The following is an 18,768-nucleotide window of genomic DNA, read 5'->3' on the forward strand; positions in this document are numbered from 1 at the left end:
GGTGAGACACGCGCTGTTCGGTCGCTAGGTTGCCTGCAGGGATCTGTAAAAAGAGGAATTAGAGTTCATCCTGTCAAGATCTGTCAGGGGGTAGGACTCGGGAGGCAACGAATATGGGCATGTCGGACTACGTCGCGGGATTGAGGTCCAAGGTGGGCAATGACCTCGTCCTCCTGCCAGGGGTCACTGGAGTCGTTATGCGTGGGACCCCTGACTCCCGCGAGGTCCTGGCTGTCCGCCGCTCAGAGAATGGTGTATGGACGCTGATCAGCGGCGCTATCGATCCCGGTGAGCAGGCCCACGAGGCGATGGTGCGGGAGATCCATGAGGAGACGACTCTCCAGGCCAGGATCACGCGGCTCCTATGGGTCCAAACCCTTCCTCGGAGTACCTACCCCAACGGAGACCAGACCCAGTACTACGACATCGCTTTCCTCTGCGAGGCGGTTGCGGGTGAGGCAAAGGTCGGCGATGACGAGTCTTCCGCAGTGGCATGGTTCCCCATTGACGCACTTCCTGAACTTGATGACCGCTACCGCAAGACTCTGACACTTGCCCTTGAATCGAGTCACGACGTCTACCTCGGACCCGAAGGTCTTCGTCCGGAGGATCTGGCATGACGCCCCGAGGATCTGGCTACGTCAAGCAGAGTTGGCCCCAGGCTGACGGTGTGAAGTGGACCCGCTATGGGGTGTCGGAAGTCCGGTAGTGGATGACTTGACTGTTCCCAACGAGTCGTCGTGGTGGGTGCGGCTGGTTCTTCGGCACCTCGCGCGGTCGAGATGGACGCCGCGCTGCACCGGACCCGGCGACCACTCGGCCCCGGGTTGCGTTTGACGTGGACGTTGCCCTGGCGTGACGTGCCCGATGGAACGTTCGTCGTGGTTGAGGGCGCTGCGGTGGTGGTCGTGCAGGATCACCTGGCACGTTGGGACGCCGCTTCCGGCGGTTACGGCGAGTGGTCGCCGCGTCCGTAGACCGGCGACGCCGAAGTGTTGACGCCGCGTCCGACCGTCGCGGTGCTCGCGTCGGGTTACGCGGTGCAAGTCGACGCGTCGGCCCACTGAGGCGTCAGTTCCGGCCGACGGGCTTCACTGCGCGTGTCGCGATGTAGCCCGGCAAGTGCTCCGCGGTGACGTCCGCGTGGTGCGGCGCTTCGACGAGGTGCGTCAGGCTGAACCCGGCAAGCAGCTGGCCACCGATCTGGGTCGTCAGTGAGTGGCTGTACTCGATCGGACCATCGCCGTAGGCACGCTCCCGCTCGGCCTCCGGCAGGTCGAGAGAACTGTAGGGAAGTCTGTGTGCGACAACGAGTTCGCGCCGATCGAGTGCGTTCTCGTCGAACATGTAGATGTCCGGGTTCATGAACCCGACGAGCAACGCGCCGCCCGGTCGCAGCACCCGGAAGCACTCCGCCCAGACAGGCGCGAGGTCTGGGCAGAAGACATTCGAGACCGGGTTGAGGACGACGTCGAAGCTCTCCTTGTCGAATGCGCTCAGATTGCGCATGTCTCCGAGCATGGTGCGGATCTCGAGGCCGTCGCGCGCCGCGACCTCCTCGTCGCGGGCCAGCTGTTTGGGGGAGTTGTCGAAAACTGTCACGTTGGCACCAGCCGCCGCAAGCACCGGCCCCTGCTGCCCGCCGCCGGACGCCAGGCACAGCACGTCCGATCCGTCCAGATCGGCCGGAAACCAGTCCCGCGGTGTCGGCTCGTAGCCGATGAGCACCACCGACCAGTCACCTGCGCGAGCCCGCGCGATGACGTCCGAGCCGACCGGCCGCGACCACTCGTTGTCGTTGTCGACGAGTTGGTCCCACGCGGCACGGTTGTGGGCAACGGGGTCGAGTTCCTCTGCCATCCGGAAACCCTAATCTCCGCGCAACGCCTGTCCGCTCCGAGGTGATTGCGCATGTACGGATTGTCCCGGGATACCGATTTGAGCGGCATGACCGACATGTGTCTGACGCTCGTCTGCTTCGGGCAGTATCAGACCCAACTGCGCTTCATCTCCACCCGCTGGCTCGACCATGCATCGATCTCGATCGAAGGCGATTCAGCGCCGCTTGGTTCGACTGCGATTCAACGAGGCTCGCCCAGCACGGTATTGATCGTGTCGATGCCCGACCGCGCGAACTCAGGCCAGCTCGTCCAGTAGTAGGGCATCGCGAGCAACGACACGAAGATGGCCCAAGCGCGTGCGCGTTGCCAGGAGTCGTCGTCGACTCCGAGCCGCTCGCGGTAGGCGACACGGGCGTCGCGCGGCAACTGCCAGACTGCCGCGTGTTCGGCCGTCGGGTTGCCGATGTTCAGGGCACCGAAATCGATGACAGCCGCCAACTTCCCGTCGCGGGCAAGAAGATTCGCACTCCGCAGGTCGCCGTGCAGGAGCACGTCGGGCACGACCGGGTCGGGTACCGATGCGATGCGATGCCATTCGTCGGCGACCGCGTGAACGTCGAGGTCGACGAGGCCGTCAAGGCCGCGCACCTGCTCGATGACGTCGTGGCCGTCGGCAACGAACTCCGCAAGCCGCCGCCCGCGGTACCACTCAAGAGCGCCTTCGGCGCGTGCGTCGCCAGGATCGATCCCGTGCAGCGCCTCGACGAACTCCGCCAGGTCGCGCCCGAACTGCGCCCAGTCGTCGACGGTGGACTCATCGGGCTCGGCGCCGTCGATCCAGCGCAGCACCGACCAGGCGAACGGGTACTCGTCGTCGGCGGCGCCGCGAAACACGGGTTCCGGAATCTGCTGGGGGAGTCGGGGCGCGAGCCGAGGTAGCCAATCCTGTTCTTTCGCAACGTCTTTCGCAGTTCCCGGACGCCGGGGGAGACGCACGAGAAACTCATTGCCGAGGCGGAACATCTGGTTGTCCGTGCCGTGGCCGGCGGGGGACAGCGGCATCGATCGCCACTGAGGACACTGGCCGTCGACCAGTCGCCGCGCGTCGTCGATCGTGATGGAGACTTCGTCTGCATGGAGACTCACGAACCCAGCGAATCGCGAGCAGGGCTGAGCCGCAAGCAAATCTGGCTCCGCCATGGACGGTGCCTGCTGAGCACGAACGACGACGCGAGCGACCCGGCGGTGCGCCTGTACCTGCGCGCCGGCTGGCAACGGCTCGGCCAACTGCGGCCAGGTGTTCAGGTGATGGGTCGCGGCTGATCTGCCGTTGGGCAATACTTCGAGCGGGACGTCGTCCAGAAGGGGAGTTCAAGCGTGCGTAGGCTGGACTGGGACACTGCGATCGAAGCCGGCGGGTGGGACGCGCGCTACGCAATCGTCTTGGCGGTCGCAACGAACGGCAATGCAGGCGCAGCGATCGTGGACACCAACGGCGACGGCGCTGACATTGACTTCGACTGGTACGAACGCGTTGACGGCACGTGGCATCCGATGAGCAGCTTCAACATCAGCGAGTCAGGTTCGGCGCAGCATGCAGGTCATACCGCGATGTGGGGTCGTGGCATCGCAGGCGAGAGCTTCAAGGCCGAGCATGAGGGCAAGCGGGACGCCACCACAGCGAGCGACACCGGTTGGTGGCTTGCGATCTCCGAGTCCACCTGCGAGCCAAACGCTTCCGATCAACGATGACCGACTCGAGCCAAATGGCCAAGGTCGACAGAACCTTGGGCGGACGAGCGCACTGGCAGCGGTGCCTGATCGCTATTGGGGTTCTCGCCAGTGCGGGGTGCGGCCTGCTCGACGACCCGCAGACGCCGGGCACCTGTACCGATCAGACAATCAGGGCCAGCTACACCGCTCTACGCACGAGACTCGAAGCCATCCCGGGAGCCAGCCTGGCCCCAGAAACCGAACTGTTCTGCGACATCGACTCCCCACTGCCTGTGGGCCACGGCAAAGTCACTACACGAACGAATCTCCAACTGATCGGCTGTCGCGCGTCCGGGACCAGCACCACTGGGCACCTGTGCGAGGCCGCAGGGTACACCTGGTATGTACGCGTTGAACCTCCCGAGCTGGAAGTCTCGCTCGACGCGGACATGAACCGTGAACGCATCGACGCAATCAAGCCTTAAAGAGACTGCTGACGGCGCTTTCTCAGCCTCCTTGCACTATGCGCAAATTGGCGAGAGTGGGAGTTGCTGAGGGGGAGTAGCTCTACCTTGACCTCAGTCGCCGAGCAGGTCGCAGAGGGGTCTGTCCGATGAACGGTGTTTCCGGCGTTCATCTCAGAGGTTCTCCGCGGCCGGCATGCGGTCGGCGAAGGTGACGGCGAAAGCGTTGAGCGCGGGCTTCCACCGCATGGTCCATCGTGCCTGGCCGGTGCCCTTGGGGTCCAGGCCCCTGGTGACCAGGTACAGGCACTTGAGGGCGGCCTGCTCGGTCGGAAAGTGCCCGCGCACGGTGACCGCGCGCCGGTACCTGGCGTGCAGGGACTCGATGGCGTTGGTGGAGAACAGCACCCGGCGGATCTCCACGTCGTAGGCCAGGAAGGGGATGAACTCCTCCCACGCCGCTGTCCACATCTTGGGGATGGCCGGGTAGGGCTTGCCCCATTTCTCCTCCAGCTCCTCGAACGCCGCCCATGCTGCCTCGACCGAGGGTGCGGTGTAGATGCGGCGCAGGTCCTTGGCCAGCTGGTCCCAGTATTTCCGCGAGGCGTAGCGCAGCGTCGCCCGGATGAGGTGGATCACGCAGGCGTGCACGATCGCCTGGGGGAAGACGGCGTTCACGCTGTCGGGCAGTCCTTTGAGGCCGTCGCAGACGATGAAGAACACGTCGCGCACGCCACGGTTCTTCAGGTCCGCCAGCACGTTGTCGGCGGCACGTGAAAACTGACCCTTAAACGGCAACTGAAAACTGACCCTCTCCGAGAGCCTGTCCTCGACCCTCGAGGCAGGAGATGCGGAGTGTTGGCAGTGGAGGATTGGGCTGAGATCCGGCGGTTGCACCGTGCGGAGGGAGTGCCGATCAAGGTGATCGCCAGGTCGATGGGCATTTCGAAGAACACAGTGCGTCGGGCGCTGCGTGCCGGTGGTCCGCCCCGGTATGAGCGGGTCGGTCGAGGGTCACTGGTCGACGCGGTCGAGCCGCGGATCCGGGAGTTGCTGCAGGTGACGCCGACGATGCCGGCGACGGTGGTGGCCGAGCGGATCGGGTGGGAGCACTCGATCCGGATCCTGCGGGATCGTGTCAGTGAGCTCCGCCCGGTGTATCTGCCGCCGGACCCGGCCTCCCGCACGGTGTATGAGCCGGGCGAGTTGGCGCAGTTCGACTTCTGGTTCCCAGCCATCGAGCTGCCGGTTGGGTACGGCCAAGCACGAACGGCGACGCGGTTGCCGGTGATGACGACGGTGACGGGGTACTCACGCTGGTCAGGTGGTCTGCTGATTCCCTCGCGGGAGGCCGAGGATTTGTACGCCGGGTGGTGGCAGTTGGTGTCGACCCAGTTGCAGGGCGTCCCGAAGATGCTGGTGTGGGACGGCGAAGGCGCGGTCGGGCGGTGGCGGGCGCGGCAACCGGAGTTGACTGGTGACTGTCAGGCGTTCCGTGGCGTGCTCGGCACGAAGGTGTACATCTGTAAGCCCGCCGACCCTGAGGCTAAGGGCATGCTCGAACGGCTCCACGACTACCTGGAGAAGTCGTTCTTGCCCGGTCGCACGTTCGCTTCACCGGAGGATTTCAACACCCAACTGGCTGGGTTCTTCGTCCGGGCCAACGCCCGACGGATGCGGGTGTTGGGGTGTAGCCCGAGCGACCGTGTCGCCGCGGACCGGGCCGCGATGATGCCGTTGCCGCCGGTGCCACCGCAGGTCGGGTGGCGCAAGTCGATGCGCCTGCCACGTGACTACTACGTCCGGGTTGATTCCAACGATTACTCGGTCCACCCGGCGGTGATTGGCCGCCGGATCGAGATCCATGCCGACCTGGACCGGGTATGGGCGACGTGCGCGGGCGAGGTCGTTGCCGACCATGCCCGGGTGTGGGCACAGCATCAGACGATCACCGAGTTCGACCACGCTGTCGCGGCCAAATTGCTGCGCCGAGGGCGCAGTGACGTGCTGCGCTCAGTCGCGGGCGCTGCGATGAAGGACGACGCCGAGGTAGAAGTTCGTTCGTTGGGGTTCTATGACAAAGCCCTCGGCCTGGTGGACGGGGAGCTGAGCTGATGACAACCCGAAACCCCGCCACCACCACGAACGCCACGAACGCCACGAACGCCAGGGCGTCGGCATCGTCGCAGGAGGTGGCGAAGCCGAGGACGGGGAGAGATGTGTCGAGTGAGTTGGAATACCTCACTCGGGCGTTGAAGGCACCCACCTTGCGTGACTCGGTCGAACGGCTCGCGCAGCGGGCCCGGGAAGAGTCTTGGACTCACGAGGAGTTCCTCGCGGCTTGCCTGCAACGCGAAGTATCCGCGCGGGAGTCCCACGGTGGCGAGGGACGCATCCGCGCTGCCCGGTTCCCGGGCCGTAAGAGCCTGGAGGACTTCGACTACGACCACGCCCGTGGCCTGAAACGCGAGACGATCGCGCACCTGGGCGCCCTGGACTTCGTCGCCGGGAAAGAGAACGTGGTCCTGCTCGGCCCGCCAGGCACCGGCAAGACGCACCTAGCGACCGGGATCGCGATCCGGGCCTGCCAGGCCGGGCATCGGGTCTTGTTCGCGACCGCGTCCCAGTGGGTCGACCGGCTTGCCGAAGCCCACCACGCCGGCAAGCTGCAAGACGAGCTACGCCGGCTAGTCCGCTACCCCGTGCTCGTGATCGACGAGGTCGGCTACATCCCGTTCGAGCCCGAGGCAGCGAACCTGTTCTTCCAACTCGTCTCATCCCGCTACGAGCGCGCCAGCCTGATCGTGACCTCGAACAAGAACTTCGCCCGCTGGGGCGAGGTCTTCGGCGACGACACAGTCGCCGCCGCGATGATCGACCGGCTCGTCCACCATGCCGAAGTCATCGCCCTCAAAGGCGACTCCTACCGGCTTAAGAACCGTGAACTCGGCCGCGTCCCCGCGGCCGCCACCGAAGAGAACCAGTAGACGAGGGGGTCAACTTTCGATTGCCGCTAGGGGGTCACTTTTCAGCCGCCGTTGACACACGTTCATCCAGAACTTTGCCGACTCACCACCTCCCTGCCCGGCCCACAGGCCCAGGACGTCTCGCCGGCCGTTCAGGTCGACGCCGATCGCGGCGTAGAAGGGTTGGTTGCAGACCTGCCCGTCGCGAACCTTGACGTAGATCGCGTCGATGAAGATGGCCGCGTACACCGGTTGCAGCGGCCGGGAGGACCAGGCGGCCATCTCCTCGAGCACCTTGTCCGTGATCCTCGAGACCGTGTCCTTGCTGATGGAGGCGCCGTACACCTCGTGGAAGTGCGCGCTGATCTCACCGGTCGTCAGGCCCTTGGCGAACAGGCTGATCGCGACCGCGTCCACGTCCGAGAGGCGCCGCTGTCGCTTCTTGACGATCACCGGCTCGAACGTGCCGGCCCGGTCCCGGGGGACCGCGATCGTCACCTCTCCGGCGGCGTCGGTCAGCACCGTCTTGGGTCGGGTGCCGTTGCGGATGTTGCCGTTCTCCGCGGTGGGTACCTGGTGCTTCTCGTGGCCGAGGTGCTCGGTCAGCTCCTCTTCCAACGCTGTCTCCAGGACGGTGGCGGTGATTGATTTGAGCAGCCCGTCCGGGCCGGTCAGGTCCTCACCACGGGCCCGGGCGGCTTTGACCAGCTCCCGGACCGCAGCCTGCTCGACCTCGCTGCGCGAGGTCGTCTTCTTCACCTTCTTCGGCATCGAGCTCACGCTCGTGATCTTCTCGGTCATCACATGACCTTCCCCGCCAGCTGAGCCGGCGTGTCAGGCCAGAAACACCGTTTGGCGGACAGTCCCCAGCTGGCAGGCGCGGGAGTAGGTGAGGCGGGAGTCGGTGGGCAGACTGCGTCCCAACAGCGGCATGAGCGCGGAACACGGCAGCATGGGTCTGTGGCCGTTGCCGGCAGCGCGACCATCCACCTGACCTCTGCGAGACGCTCTTGCTCTTTGGTTTGCTGCACCGCTGGGAGGGCGCCGACGTAGCGGGTCCGCTGGAAGGCCATGGTGTGCAGGTGGTGCGGTGAGCGCGAACTCTGGGAGCCCGTCGATTCCCGTCATGGGGGACCTTGCCGCGTCAGCGAGGGACCGACTGGCTCGCCGCTGAGTTGCGTGCTCCCAGACGGACAGCTTGAGCTCAGTGTGCGCAGGCGAGCGGCAGCACCATCCGCGGCGGAAAGACAGGCGATCCAGACACGCGCCGAGACCCAGCCAGGTCGCTCAGCAGCGTTACAGGTCGTCGAAGATGGTGGGCTGAAGGATGACACGCCTGATGCTGCGCTTGTCCGCAAGAGGCACCAAACGCCCGCTGTCGTCCTCCGCGCTCTCGGCGACGTCGATCAAGACGCCCTCGGGCTCAACGTTGGTTCGCTTGAGGTCGACGTACGTGCCGTAGTCGAGGGCGTAGATGTTGTATCGCAGGCCCGGGTTCTCTTTATCGCTATACCCACGCTCGATGAGGTGCAGCAGGCGGAGGTCAAAGAGGGAGTGGATCATCGGGTGGTCCGAGTGCTCGCGAGAGAGCATGAACATTTTCGTCTGACGTTCCCCGATGACGTCCCTGATGATTCGCTGAAGGGCGGCGTGCTGTGCGTGCGAAAGGGATGCGGATTTGTCGGTCTCGTACCAGTCGCGGGCGGCCTCCTCAACTGAGTGCAGATCAATCTTTTTGCGCCCGCTCCCTGTCGCCTTGAAGTAGGCGGCGCCGAAGATCCCCAGGAAGTCCCGCACCACACCCTCTCCGGAGCGGACAAGTTCGACGAACGTGGCTCGCTCGGTGAAGACGCGGGCCCGGAAACCCGTGGCATCTCGCACCCCGTGCTCCTCCAGGGCCTGTGCCTCGATCCCGGACGCGACGTGGCGGTACAGCAGGGCCGCGAAGATGTCTTCGACCCGCTCGGGGTTCCGCTCGTAGACGTAGTAGTCGTCGAGGTCCAGGTTCGCCGTGATGTCCGGCCCTAACTCGAAGCCTACGACGTTGCCGCCCTCGTCCTGGGGAAGGTTGAAGCGCGACCGATACTCCAGTGAACCGATTTTCACTGTGACGCGCCGTGATGGGAGGACGGACCTTTTGAGGAACTCGGCGATGAATGGCTGGAGGTCCGTCGGGATGGACGTCCACTCATCGATGAGGAGGAGAAGGTTGTCCACGCCCATGGCGCCAAGGGCAGCGTCGAGCAACTGGTAGACCTCGCTATAGACGATCGTCTCGCGGAGAGCCTCGGTGAAGGCGACCTCGTTGGTCTGCGAGTCGTTCGACTTGGCGCCGAGGGTCACGCTGATGTTCGGCCCCGTGGCGTTCACGCCGGCATGCGCCCCGGCGTTGCTGCCGGAGTCCGTCACGCTGGTCGACTTCACGTCCCGGCGCGTCACGTCGGCAGTCTTCTCAGTGATGAAGCGTGCGAGTTCGTCAACCTCCTGCAAACCGCTGCCGTCGCGGTCAGGAGCGGTCGCGATGTCAAGCAAACGGCTTTGGAGGAGAGACAAGAAGTCTTTGTAGAGGGCGATGCACCTGGGCGCGAGGGGCTGCGTTGGGTCGGTGAACATGTGGGCGCTGCCGAGCAGGCGGATGTCAATGTAGATGGAGAAGACGTCGTCCCGCTCTTCCATCTCGGCGGCGAGCACCTGGAGTACGTGGGTCTTGCCCGTGCCCCGGCGGCCGTAGAGGATCTGATGGCCGAAGTTTGCCACCTGAGGCATGACGCCTGTCTCGACGTAGGTCTCTCTCAGCACTTCGGTGTCAGGCTGACGCTCGGAACGAGCGACGATGCTGCTCACTGCTCGGGTCATCCGAGCGTCTTCGAGCAAAGAGTTGGCCATCTGCTATCCCTCCGAAGTCAAATGTCGAACGCACCCTACCCCTCCACCTCCGCTCAGCCGTCGCACGGAGAACCGAGTACTGAAGGGCGAAAGGCGATATCCCCTTCACGGCGGACAGCCCATTCTGGGCTGAGTGACAGGGCACAGAGAGTCCGCTTGTGGTGTTCCTCGGCGGCTTCGCGATATGTGCCTTACCCCAGTAGCGGGTACTGGGATCATGAGGTCATCCTTTGGTCGCGGGCTGCTGCGATGTACTCGGCATACGTCGTTGCCGCGGCAACGACGTGGCGCTCGATGGTCGACGGGTGGTACCCAAGCGCGTCCGCGCTGACCGGCACGGGTCCGAGTTTGGTGAGTTCATGCAATGTGCCGAGTCGAGCGGCGCGGGTGGCGAAGACGACCTTGAGCCGCTCTCGCAGGCTGGAGCCATGAATGTGCTGTCCAGGGGAGTAGCCGCGGAAGACCCAGTTGCTGTTCGGATGCGAGGCGGTGAGGTCGTGGTCTGGTTCGGCAGCTAGGTGGCGGAACGGTTCGTCCAGAGGGGAGGGGAGTGCGAACTCGGTCTTCCCCAGCCTGACGGTGACGTCATCGTCGGTCACGGTGACGTCGTCCCACGTCAGCTCGACGACATCCTCGATTTGCTGGGCGAACACGATGACCAAGATCGCGGCGGCTCGGTCACGCACGGTGAGTTCGTCGGTGTACACCACACGCTCGATGGCTGCGTCCTGCCCGGACTTGTGCAGCTTGGGGCTGGTCCCGCGGGCGATGTCTCGTAACTGTGAGTTCGGAACCGACCTGCATCTAACGCAGAAAACGTACGGCGACCTGCGCCGATACCGCAAGGCACCGGGCTGGTGGGCTGGTGACTGCCTGGCCCGGTGGTGGGCCGGCTGACCTGCGACAACGCGGTTCACGTCGGCAGCGCGGGAGTCACTGCATCTACTAGAACGCCCGTTGGTTATTGTCCGATAATCTACATTATGTAAAGTTATAGTCTGCGTACCGCAGAGTGAATCCTTCGGACGGCCGCACGCCACTACCCCGGGGCGACGGCCTTTGGGGCTCTGACCTTCGCAGATGACCTGCACAGCTGAGTTCACCCGACGATTCGACGCGAGCGACTCCCGGTGGCCAAATTTTCGACCGGCCACTCCAGAGTTCGCGCGATTGACCGAGCTTGTGGAAGGCGAGTTCGGGCCTGACGGGCCGTGGGAGGGCGAGTCGTTCCAAGACCTCATTGACGGTGACTTCAGCTACATCACGGTCGCCGGCGCTGAGCGGGGCCGCGCTGTCGAGGAATTCATTGCCGGCCATGCAGCCAAGCTGGGTCTTGTCGTATACAGCCCCCAGACGTGCGCTTTCGTGACTTGCTGACTCGCAGTCCCCTGCCGGGACATGGAGCGAGGTCGTTGATGAGGGCGACGGAGGCGTGACGAGGTGTCATCCGAGTCGGCACCCAACTCCCCCGGGCCAGCCTCGCATTTCCACCCGCCTGTACCACCTCAGTTCTGCAACAAGATCCAGGTCTTCCCCGGCGCCAACTGCAACTGATTGCCGCTCGCATCACGCAGCACGAACGGCTGGTCCGTCGCCGTCCGGCTCCACGTGCCCGAGATCTGTTTGCCGTTCCGGTAGAGCGACAGCTTCCCCGATCCCGTCGACACCGTCTTGTACACCGGGTTGCCCGCCGGGTCCTTGTACGAGTCCGGCACGGCCTTCGTCGCAAGCACCAGCACGTTGTCTGCCATGACGCGGGTCGCACCGTCGGTGTACGGCCGACCGTTCCAACTCGGCAGATAGCGCCCACCCTGGTAGGCGAAGGTGAACCGGTCGCCGCCCACGCGGACGTCCGGTTTCTCCTGCTTCGCGGCGTTCGTGACGGCGGCGTACGACGTCGCGAACCGCAGGCCGATGTCCCCCGATGTCGACAACCCGCGCTGCTTGGCGACAGCCTGCACATCGAAGTAGACGTTGTGCGGTGCGACACGACTCTTGTCGCGAGAACCATTGCTGTTCAGTCGAATCGGTGCCTTGGTCAACTTCGGACGCACCTGCGACGCGACGCCCGAGTAGACCAGGAGCGGATGGCCGAACATCGGCAGGATGTCGATGTCGGTGCTGCGCGCACTGCGCACCGGCTCGACGCGCTGCGGGTAGCTCGACTGATAGATCGGCATCAACCGGGTGAGGCTGCCCTCGACCTCCTCGACGAACACGAGGTCGGCAGCCGACAGCCCGCGCTGCGGCATCGCGGCGGCAGTGTTCTCCAGCTTCACCGCAATGACCGGGTTGCCGTTCTTCCGGCCACCGGTGAGCGGATCGACCGACGGCACCGCCGACGTCGACGACGTCGCGGACGGGCTCGTCTTGGTGCTCGGAGCCGAGGTCTGAACCGGCGACGTGCTGGTGGCGGTGCTGGAACTCGTCGCTGTGGTCGGTCGCCCGCTGCTGCAGCCGGCAATCGTGAGCGTCAGCGCGGCAACTCCGGCGGTCAGGACACGGCGTCGTTGGGTGGTCGATGACATCGCGACAACGCTACGCGTGCCGTCCGGCGCGCGGTCACCGGCTGGTCCGGACGGGTCGCAATCGTGTCCGGCGGACGCGTGCGTCACCGTCCGTTGCACCTCTCATAGAGTTCGGCTTGTTTGTTGTGCTCAGACCGAACCTAATCCGGGGAGATTCGATGTCCGGCTCGTCCACCCGCTCGCGCGACCTCGCACTGACCGCGACGTTCGCAGCGTTCATCGCGGTGCTCGGCCTCGTGCCGGCCTTCTCCCCCTTCGGGTTCGCCGTGCCGATCACCCTGCAGTCGCTCGGCATCATGCTGGTCGGCGCCGTGCTCGGCCCGCGACACGGCGCCTCGGCCGTGCTCTTCTTCCTGTTCCTCGTCGCGCTCGGGCTCCCCCTGCTCGCCGGCGGACGAGGCGGCCTCGGCGTCTTCACCGGACCGAGCGCCGGCTACCTCGTAGGGTTCCCGATCTCCGCGGCCGTGATCGGCTACCTGATCTACCGCCACAGCGCGCCGTACAACCTCCCGTACGCACTCGCCGCCATCATCTTCGGTGGCATCGTCGTGCTCTACCTCATCGGTGTGCCGGTCACCGCTTGGCGAGCCGACATCAGCCTGCGCGCGGCCATCGTCGGCAGCGGCGTCTTCATCGTCGGCGACCTCATCAAGGCGGTGCTCGCCGCAATCATCGCCGGCGCCGTGCACCGGGCCGACCCGCGCCTACTCCCCCGCCGACGCGGCTGACCATTCGTTCCACCCGCGACAATGAACGGGTGGCCGATCTGCGTGTTCCTCCCGGTCCGGGCATCCCGGACGGGTTGACCGTGCCGTCCGCCGAACTCGTGGAACGCTTCTCGCGCAGTTCCGGACCCGGTGGCCAAGGGGTCAACACCACCGACTCCCGTGTGCAGCTCACCTTCGACATCGCGGCGAGCGATGCGCTGGACGACGTCCAGCGCGCACGCGTGCTCGAGCGCCTCCGCGACCGTCTGGTGGGCACCACAATCACCATCGATGCGGCCGAGCACCGATCGCAACGTCGCAACCGGACGGCCGCCCGGGAGCGCCTGGCCGACCTGTTGCGCGAAGCCCTCGCGCCTCCCCCGCAACCGCGCCGGGCAACTCGCCCGACGCGTGGGTCGCAGCGGCGGCGGCTCGCGGCCAAGCACCGCCGCGGCCAGGTGAAGAGTGACCGTTCGCGACCGAGTGCGGACGACTGAACCCTCCCGACGTGCAGGTGCCGGACGTCGTCACGGAAGGTTGTCACACCTCGCTGCTTGACTTGTCTCATGGCGAACGAAGAGCAGACCGGAGGCCTTGACCAGTTGGTTCAAGGGGTTGCCGAGTTGCTCTCTGCCGCAGACGATTTCGACAAGATCACTCAACTCGAGTTGCTGCAACAGCTGCAGAACGCGACCGCCGGGGCGATCGCACGGGTATCGGCCGACTTCGAGATCTCCCAGCGCGACGAGCAGCGCAGACAGCAGGTGCCCAGCCGGGAGCGCGGACGCGGCATTGCCGATCAGATCGCTCTCGCGCGCCGCATCTCCCCCGCGCAGGCCTCACGCGATCTCGGGTTCGCCAGGGCTATGCGTCGCGACCTCGCCGGCACCGGACGGTTGCTGTCGACCGGTCAGATCAACGAGCGGGCGGCGCAAGCGGTTCATCGGGAGACCGATCACCTCGAGCCGACGCTGCGGCGCCAGGTCGACGGTGAACTGGTCGGTGCGCTTCCTCGGCTCGGTGTTCGCGCGGCGGCCAACGCGGCCCGACGGGCTGCGCTCGCTGCTGACCCCGACGGTGCGACCAAGCGGGCCACCAAGGCGGCAGCTGACCGGGCTGTCTGGTTCAAACCCCAGCCCGACGGCATGTGCAAGATCGTCGCCTTCCTTCCCGCCCCCGAAGGCATCGCTGCCTTCGGCGCCTTGAAGAAGGACACCGCAGCAGCGATGACGACCGGTGCGATCGACGGGCGCACCCGCCCGCAGGCGATGGCCGATCTCTTCGTCGAACGGCTCACCGGTCGCCCCCGCGAGGCCGGGCTGCCCGTCGAGGTACAACTGGTGATGGGCACCGATCAACTCTTCGGCGATACCCCGGACACGGCAGGCTCGCCGTCACCGGCCGGCCAGTCCGACCCGGACGGGCCCGCCTGGCTCGACGGCTACGGGCCGATCCCGGCAGCGATGGCGCGGGCGATCATCGCCGGACACCCGGCACTGTTCGGTCCCACCCCGGTCGAGGCCGACCACGCGCAGGCCTGGGTGCGACGCGTGCTCACCGACCCGGTCACCGGGCAGGTCACGGCGGTCGATCCACGACGACGCCGCTTCGACGGCACGGTCAGACGGTTCATCCGGATCAGAGACCAACTGTGTCGCACCCCGTTCTGCGAGGCGCCGATCGACGACGCCGACCATGTGCACCGGTTCGCCGACGGCGGACCCACCGACATCGACAACGGTGCGGGGGTGTGCCGACGGTTCAACCTGGTGAAGGAAATGCCCGGGTGGTCGGTGCGGGTGCTGCATGGTCCCCCGGAAGAGGGCGTCGATGGCGCCGACGGCACTGATCCGCCGCCCGGTCACCGGCACACGATCGAGATCACCACGCCGACCGGCAAGACCTACCGGTCGACTGCGCCACCCGCACCGTGCGCAGCGACCAGTCCCACCGGCGACGATCCGACGAGCGTGGTCGAAGCCTTCCTGACGCAGCGACTCGACCTGCGCTGGGCCGCCTGAACGCCACCCGCCCGACTCGAACCTCAGTCGTCGAGACCGCGCGCGGCCAGTGCCTCACCGACCTTGTCGGCGTGCCGTAGGCTGCGCACCACCAGCGGCACCAGAAACGCGACCGGACGCGCACTCGCACCTCGCGCGCGCTGCGCGTCCCGCACCTCCCGTGCCAACCCGACGACCACCGGCACCGAACGGATGCCCAGCGACACCAGCAACCCGATCCGCTCTGGCACCACCCCGAACCGGCGCAACGGCTGCGCCATCCGCACCACTACATCGACCAGGTCGTCGGTGCGGGTCGTCAGGCTGACCAGCGACGCGAGGGCGGCAAGCGCCAGGATGCATCCGCACACGACAACCGCCTTCTCCCACCCGGCGAACACCGTCTGGAAGATCGCCAGTGCCACCAGGAGCGCGAGCAACGGACGCACCTGGGCGAGGGCGCTGCGCCACGGAATGCGGGCGACCAGGTAGACGACAGCAATCGACGCCAGCAGCGCGACCGGCTGCCACCACTGTCGGACGAACACCGTCGACGCCGCCATGACGACCAACGCGCCGAGCTTCACCCCGGCCGGCAGCCGGTGGATCGGTGAGTCGCGTTCGACGTACGTCGCGAGAACGGTCACGACACGAGGTCTCGGTAGTGGCGCACGGCGTCCGCCGGCGCACCGTCGAAGACCAGCCCTCCCCCGTCGAACACGAGCACCCGGTCGAAGTCGTCGAGCAGGTCGAGATGGTGGGTCACCAGCACCACCTGGGGTTCGAGGCGGTGCACCAGGTCGCGGATGCGCCGGGCGTTCCTCAGGTCGAGCAGCGTCGTCGGCTCGTCCATGACGACGAGCGACGGTTCGGTGATGAGCACAGCGGCCAACGCGAGCAACTGCTTCTGCCCGCCGGAGAGCAGATGCGCGGGCTGATTGCGTTGTGCGACAAGCCCGTACGTCTCGAGGGCCGCGTCGACCCGACGCTCCACCTCGTCCTTGGGCATCCGGCGGCGCAGCCCGAACGCGAGGTCCTCCTGCACGGTGGGCATGACGATCTGGGCGTCCGGGTCGGTGAAACAAAAGCCCACCTTGCGCCGGATCGCCCGGGCGTCCCGAGCGGTGTCGAGCCCGTCGATGCGCACGCTGCCTGTCGTCGGCACGACCAGTGCGTTGAGCATCCGAGCGAAGGTCGACTTGCCCGAACCGTTGGCGCCGATCACCCCGATCCGCGGCTCGGTCAGACGGACGCTGACATCGCGCAGCACCGTCGTGGTGCCGCCGGCTGAATCGGGGTAGGAGTGCCCGACCCGGTCGAACTCGATCACGGGCATGCGCTCACCACCAGCGCCGTGCCCTGTCCGCCGCCGGCGGCGATGGCCGCCAAGCCGATTCGTCCGCGGCCGCGCCGGACGAGTTGGGTGAACAGGCGCACGACCAGGACGGCTCCGCTGGCTCCCCACGGGTGACCGAGCGCGAGGGCGCCGCCGTCGAGGCAGACCCGGTCGGGATCGATGCCGAGCGCGTCGTAACACGCCAACACCTGCCCGGCGAAGGCCTCGTTGAACTCGAAGACATCGACGTCGTCGATTCCCACACCGGCTTCGGCCAGAGCCGCCTGCACGGCGGGCACGATGCCGATGCCGGGGCGTTCCGGTACGACGCCGACCGACGCGGCGCCCAACACCCGAAGCCCCTGCACGCCAACGGTTTCCGGCACGATCGCGACGGCCGCGGCCGCGTCGTTGATGCCGCAGGAGTTGCCGACCGTCACCGTGCCGTCGGTGCGGTGCAACGGACGGAACCGGGAGAGCTGAGCGACGCCGAGCCCGGCACGGGGACGCTCGTCACGCACCACTGCACCGACCGGCACGACTTCGTCGTCGAACTCGCCTTTGGCGATGGCCTCGACAGCGCGGGCGTGCGACCGCGCGGCGTACGCGTCCTGCCGGGCCCGGGTGATGCCGTGTTCGGCTGCGAGCAGGTCTGCGGCGTAACCCATGTCGAGGTCTCGGGGTTCGGGCGCGAACGGCGCGCGTTCGTAGCGCACCGGCTCGCCGCCCTCGCGTGGCGGCCACATGCGCCATGGCGCGGTCGACGCACTCTCGACGCCGCCGGCCACCACCAGCCGGCGTCCGGTCTGCACGAGTCGCGCGCCGATCTCGATGGCGGCAAGGCCACTGGCACACTGACGGTCGACGCTGAACGCCGGCACCGCGTCGGGCAAGCCCGCGCCGAGCGCCGCGACCCGGGCGACGTTGCCGCCCGGACCCATGCAGTTGCCGAGCACGACCTCGTCGGGCACTCCCCCGACGTCGGCCATCTCGTCCATCTCTTCCACGTCGGAGACGACGGCTCCGATCGCCGCCGACGCGAGGTCGGCGGCGGAGACCGACGCGAACCCATGGCCGGCCGTCCCGATCGGCGTGCGGCGAGCCGCGACGATCAGCGCCCCGGTCACAACACCGCTCCCGCAGACGCGTTGTCGCGCAACGCAATACGGTCGATCTTGCCGGCCTCGGTCAACGGCAGCTCGTCGACCGTTCGCCACACCCGCGGACGATGCGACGACGGCAACATTGACGCCGCCGACTGCAGTCGCGCGAGGTCGCCGGGGTCGACGAGGGTCACCGCGATCAACTCGCCGAAGGTCGGGTGCGGCACACCGTGGACGGCGAAGTCGCCGTGTGCCGCGGGACGCAGGGCCGCGTCGACATCCGCGAGTTGCACCGTGGCGCCCGCCGTCGTCACCGCGTCCGGACGCCCGAGCACATGCAGCACACCGGCCTCGAAGCGTCCGACGTCGCCGACGGTGACCCACCCACCGTCGCGCTGCAGCGCACCCGGCGCGCCCTCGTAGCCGTCGCACACCCAGGGCGAGCGCACCCAGATCGTGCCCGGGTGCGGGGCGTCGCACAGTTCGACCTCGACGTCCTGGAACGGCTGAAGACCGCTGCCGGGGGTGCCCGCGGCGACGAAGCTCAGCTCTGCCGCTCCGTAGTAGTGGCTGAGGGTGAGACCACGCTGCGTGGCCTCGTCGACCCGCCGCGCCGGCAGCGCCGCTCCCGCAACCACGAGGTGCGCTCCCGGCGAGAGTTCACTGCCGCGACGCGCGAGCAGCGCGGGCGTCAGACAGGCGTGGGTCGCGTCCGCCGGATCGGCGACGACCACGGCACCGGCGGCGGCGGCATGCACCGCGGCGAAGAGCACCATCGTCGAACTCGGCGGACCCGGCACCCACAGCCGCGACCCGGAAGTCACCCCCGACAGCGCCGTGTAGGCCGGAAAGCTCCCCCACCACGACCGGGTCGATCGCAGGATGCTCCGGGCGGGACCGGTCGTGCCCGAAGTGCTGAGCGCGAGGGTGGCTCCGATGCGGTGCGCGGCGATCACGGCGGCAACAGGATCGGCGTGCTCGCTCGGGCGAACCAGGTCCACCTACCCACTCCTCCGGGCTCGGGTTGCCCGACGCGAGAGTCGTCCGGGCTGGGGACAACATTAGGTGTGCGCCAATCGAGCACCGCGACGGGCGCGATAGCCGGCGACCTCACTCGCCCAGCCGGGTGCGCGATGTCGCCGCGCTTCTGCTGGTCGACGAACCCGTCTACGAACTCGGGATGCCGCCGTCGAACCCGACCGTCCGTCGAACCTCAGCGGTCAG

The 18,768-nt window shown here is 66.9% G+C and carries 18 protein-coding genes and 2 pseudogenes; 9 read left to right on the forward strand and 11 right to left on the reverse strand.

Annotated elements, in window-relative coordinates:
- Positions 1-119: 119 nt before the first annotated feature.
- Positions 120-620: an NUDIX hydrolase gene (locus DFJ65_RS11025; RefSeq protein WP_211308422.1), complete on the forward strand. Its 501-nt coding sequence runs from the start codon at positions 120-122 to the stop codon at positions 618-620.
- A gap of 451 nt (positions 621-1,071) precedes the next feature.
- Here the strand turns inward: DFJ65_RS11025 and DFJ65_RS11035 are convergent, their stop codons facing one another.
- Together DFJ65_RS11035 and DFJ65_RS11040 are read right to left on the reverse strand one after the other, a co-directional pair.
- Complete coding sequence (locus DFJ65_RS11035; protein WP_115923070.1) at positions 1,072-1,860, reverse strand: class I SAM-dependent methyltransferase; 789 nt, start codon at positions 1,858-1,860, stop codon at positions 1,072-1,074.
- A 221-nt stretch (positions 1,861-2,081) separates the two neighbouring features.
- Positions 2,082-3,128, reverse strand: coding sequence for an aminoglycoside phosphotransferase family protein (locus DFJ65_RS11040; RefSeq protein ID WP_245950173.1), 1,047 nt, complete (start codon positions 3,126-3,128; stop codon positions 2,082-2,084).
- 90 nt (positions 3,129-3,218) lie between these two features.
- Between DFJ65_RS11040 and DFJ65_RS11045 the strand changes: the two genes are divergently transcribed.
- Positions 3,219-3,593, forward strand: coding sequence for a hypothetical protein (locus DFJ65_RS11045; protein ID WP_115923072.1), 375 nt, complete (start codon positions 3,219-3,221; stop codon positions 3,591-3,593).
- Positions 3,590-4,039, forward strand: coding sequence for a hypothetical protein (locus DFJ65_RS11050; RefSeq protein ID WP_115923073.1), 450 nt, complete (start codon positions 3,590-3,592; stop codon positions 4,037-4,039). The genes DFJ65_RS11045 and DFJ65_RS11050 overlap by 4 nt, the downstream gene beginning before the upstream one ends.
- A 153-nt stretch (positions 4,040-4,192) precedes the next feature.
- Here DFJ65_RS11050 and DFJ65_RS11055 read toward each other — a convergent pair.
- A pseudogene (locus tag DFJ65_RS11055) lies at positions 4,193-4,783 on the reverse strand (IS256 family transposase); the annotation flags it as partial.
- Between the two features lie 90 nt (positions 4,784-4,873).
- Between DFJ65_RS11055 and istA the strand changes: the two are divergent.
- Entirely contained in the window at positions 4,874-6,133 is a 1,260-nt protein-coding gene (gene istA / locus DFJ65_RS11060; RefSeq protein ID WP_115921240.1) for an IS21 family transposase, read from the forward strand.
- Positions 6,133-7,005 carry an IS21-like element helper ATPase IstB gene (gene istB / locus DFJ65_RS11065; RefSeq protein ID WP_245950174.1) on the forward strand — a complete coding sequence of 291 codons (873 nt, stop codon included), beginning with the start codon at positions 6,133-6,135 and terminating at the stop codon, positions 7,003-7,005. The genes istA and istB overlap by 1 nt, the downstream gene beginning before the upstream one ends.
- A gap of 57 nt (positions 7,006-7,062) precedes the next feature.
- On the opposite strand, the pseudogene DFJ65_RS11070 reads toward istB, so the two are convergent.
- The 3 genes and pseudogenes from DFJ65_RS11070 to DFJ65_RS11080 form a co-directional block, all read right to left on the reverse strand.
- A pseudogene (locus tag DFJ65_RS11070) lies at positions 7,063-7,785 on the reverse strand (IS256 family transposase); the annotation flags it as partial.
- 495 nt (positions 7,786-8,280) lie between these two features.
- Positions 8,281-9,828, reverse strand: a complete 1,548-nt coding sequence (locus DFJ65_RS11075) for an ORC-CDC6 family AAA ATPase (protein WP_147301379.1) — start codon at positions 9,826-9,828, stop codon at positions 8,281-8,283.
- Between the two features lie 257 nt (positions 9,829-10,085).
- Positions 10,086-10,532: a hypothetical protein gene (locus DFJ65_RS11080; RefSeq protein ID WP_211308423.1), complete on the reverse strand. Its 447-nt coding sequence runs from the start codon at positions 10,530-10,532 to the stop codon at positions 10,086-10,088.
- Positions 10,533-11,040: 508 nt separating this feature from the next.
- Here DFJ65_RS11080 and DFJ65_RS11085 point away from each other — a divergent pair.
- A complete protein-coding gene (locus DFJ65_RS11085; RefSeq protein ID WP_115923075.1) occupies positions 11,041-11,247 on the forward strand; it encodes a hypothetical protein in 207 nt (68 codons plus the stop codon).
- A gap of 128 nt (positions 11,248-11,375) precedes the next feature.
- Here DFJ65_RS11085 and DFJ65_RS11090 read toward each other — a convergent pair whose 3' ends face one another.
- On the reverse strand, positions 11,376-12,398 hold the full coding sequence (locus DFJ65_RS11090; RefSeq protein WP_115923076.1) for a DUF3048 domain-containing protein: 1,023 nt from the start codon (positions 12,396-12,398) through the stop codon (positions 11,376-11,378).
- 158 nt (positions 12,399-12,556) lie between these two features.
- Here DFJ65_RS11090 and DFJ65_RS11095 point away from each other — a divergent pair, with 158 nt between their 5' ends.
- The 3 genes from DFJ65_RS11095 (at position 12,557) to DFJ65_RS11105 (ending at position 15,126) form a co-directional block, all read left to right on the forward strand.
- On the forward strand, positions 12,557-13,126 hold the full coding sequence (locus DFJ65_RS11095; protein ID WP_115923077.1) for a biotin transporter BioY: 570 nt from the start codon (positions 12,557-12,559) through the stop codon (positions 13,124-13,126).
- Positions 13,127-13,155: 29 nt separating this feature from the next.
- Positions 13,156-13,602: an alternative ribosome rescue aminoacyl-tRNA hydrolase ArfB gene (gene arfB, locus DFJ65_RS11100; protein WP_115923078.1), complete on the forward strand. Its 447-nt coding sequence runs from the start codon at positions 13,156-13,158 to the stop codon at positions 13,600-13,602.
- A gap of 69 nt (positions 13,603-13,671) precedes the next feature.
- Positions 13,672-15,126: an HNH endonuclease gene (locus tag DFJ65_RS11105; protein WP_115923079.1), complete on the forward strand. Its 1,455-nt coding sequence runs from the start codon at positions 13,672-13,674 to the stop codon at positions 15,124-15,126.
- Positions 15,127-15,149: 23 nt separating this feature from the next.
- On the opposite strand, the gene DFJ65_RS11110 is transcribed toward DFJ65_RS11105, so the two are convergent.
- From DFJ65_RS11110 to DFJ65_RS11125, 4 genes are read right to left on the reverse strand one after another with little or no spacing between them, the layout of a single operon-like run.
- Positions 15,150-15,752 carry an energy-coupling factor transporter transmembrane component T family protein gene (locus DFJ65_RS11110; RefSeq protein WP_115923080.1) on the reverse strand — a complete coding sequence of 201 codons (603 nt, stop codon included), beginning with the start codon at positions 15,750-15,752 and terminating at the stop codon, positions 15,150-15,152.
- Entirely contained in the window at positions 15,749-16,441 is a 693-nt protein-coding gene (locus tag DFJ65_RS11115; protein WP_115923081.1) for an energy-coupling factor ABC transporter ATP-binding protein, read from the reverse strand. The genes DFJ65_RS11110 and DFJ65_RS11115 overlap by 4 nt, the downstream gene beginning before the upstream one ends.
- The gene (locus DFJ65_RS11120) at positions 16,432-17,568 is read right to left on the reverse strand and encodes a thiolase family protein (RefSeq protein WP_115923082.1); all 1,137 of its coding nucleotides are present in this window, start codon (positions 17,566-17,568) and stop codon (positions 16,432-16,434) included. Before DFJ65_RS11120 ends, DFJ65_RS11115 begins: the two co-directional genes overlap by 10 nt.
- Positions 17,565-18,545 carry a class I adenylate-forming enzyme family protein gene (locus tag DFJ65_RS11125; protein ID WP_115923083.1) on the reverse strand — a complete coding sequence of 327 codons (981 nt, stop codon included), beginning with the start codon at positions 18,543-18,545 and terminating at the stop codon, positions 17,565-17,567. Before DFJ65_RS11125 ends, DFJ65_RS11120 begins: the two co-directional genes overlap by 4 nt.
- Positions 18,546-18,768 lie beyond the last annotated feature (223 nt).

It is taken from the genome of Calidifontibacter indicus, from assembly GCF_003386865.1.
GTDB lineage: Bacteria > Actinomycetota > Actinomycetes > Actinomycetales > Dermatophilaceae > Yimella > Yimella indica.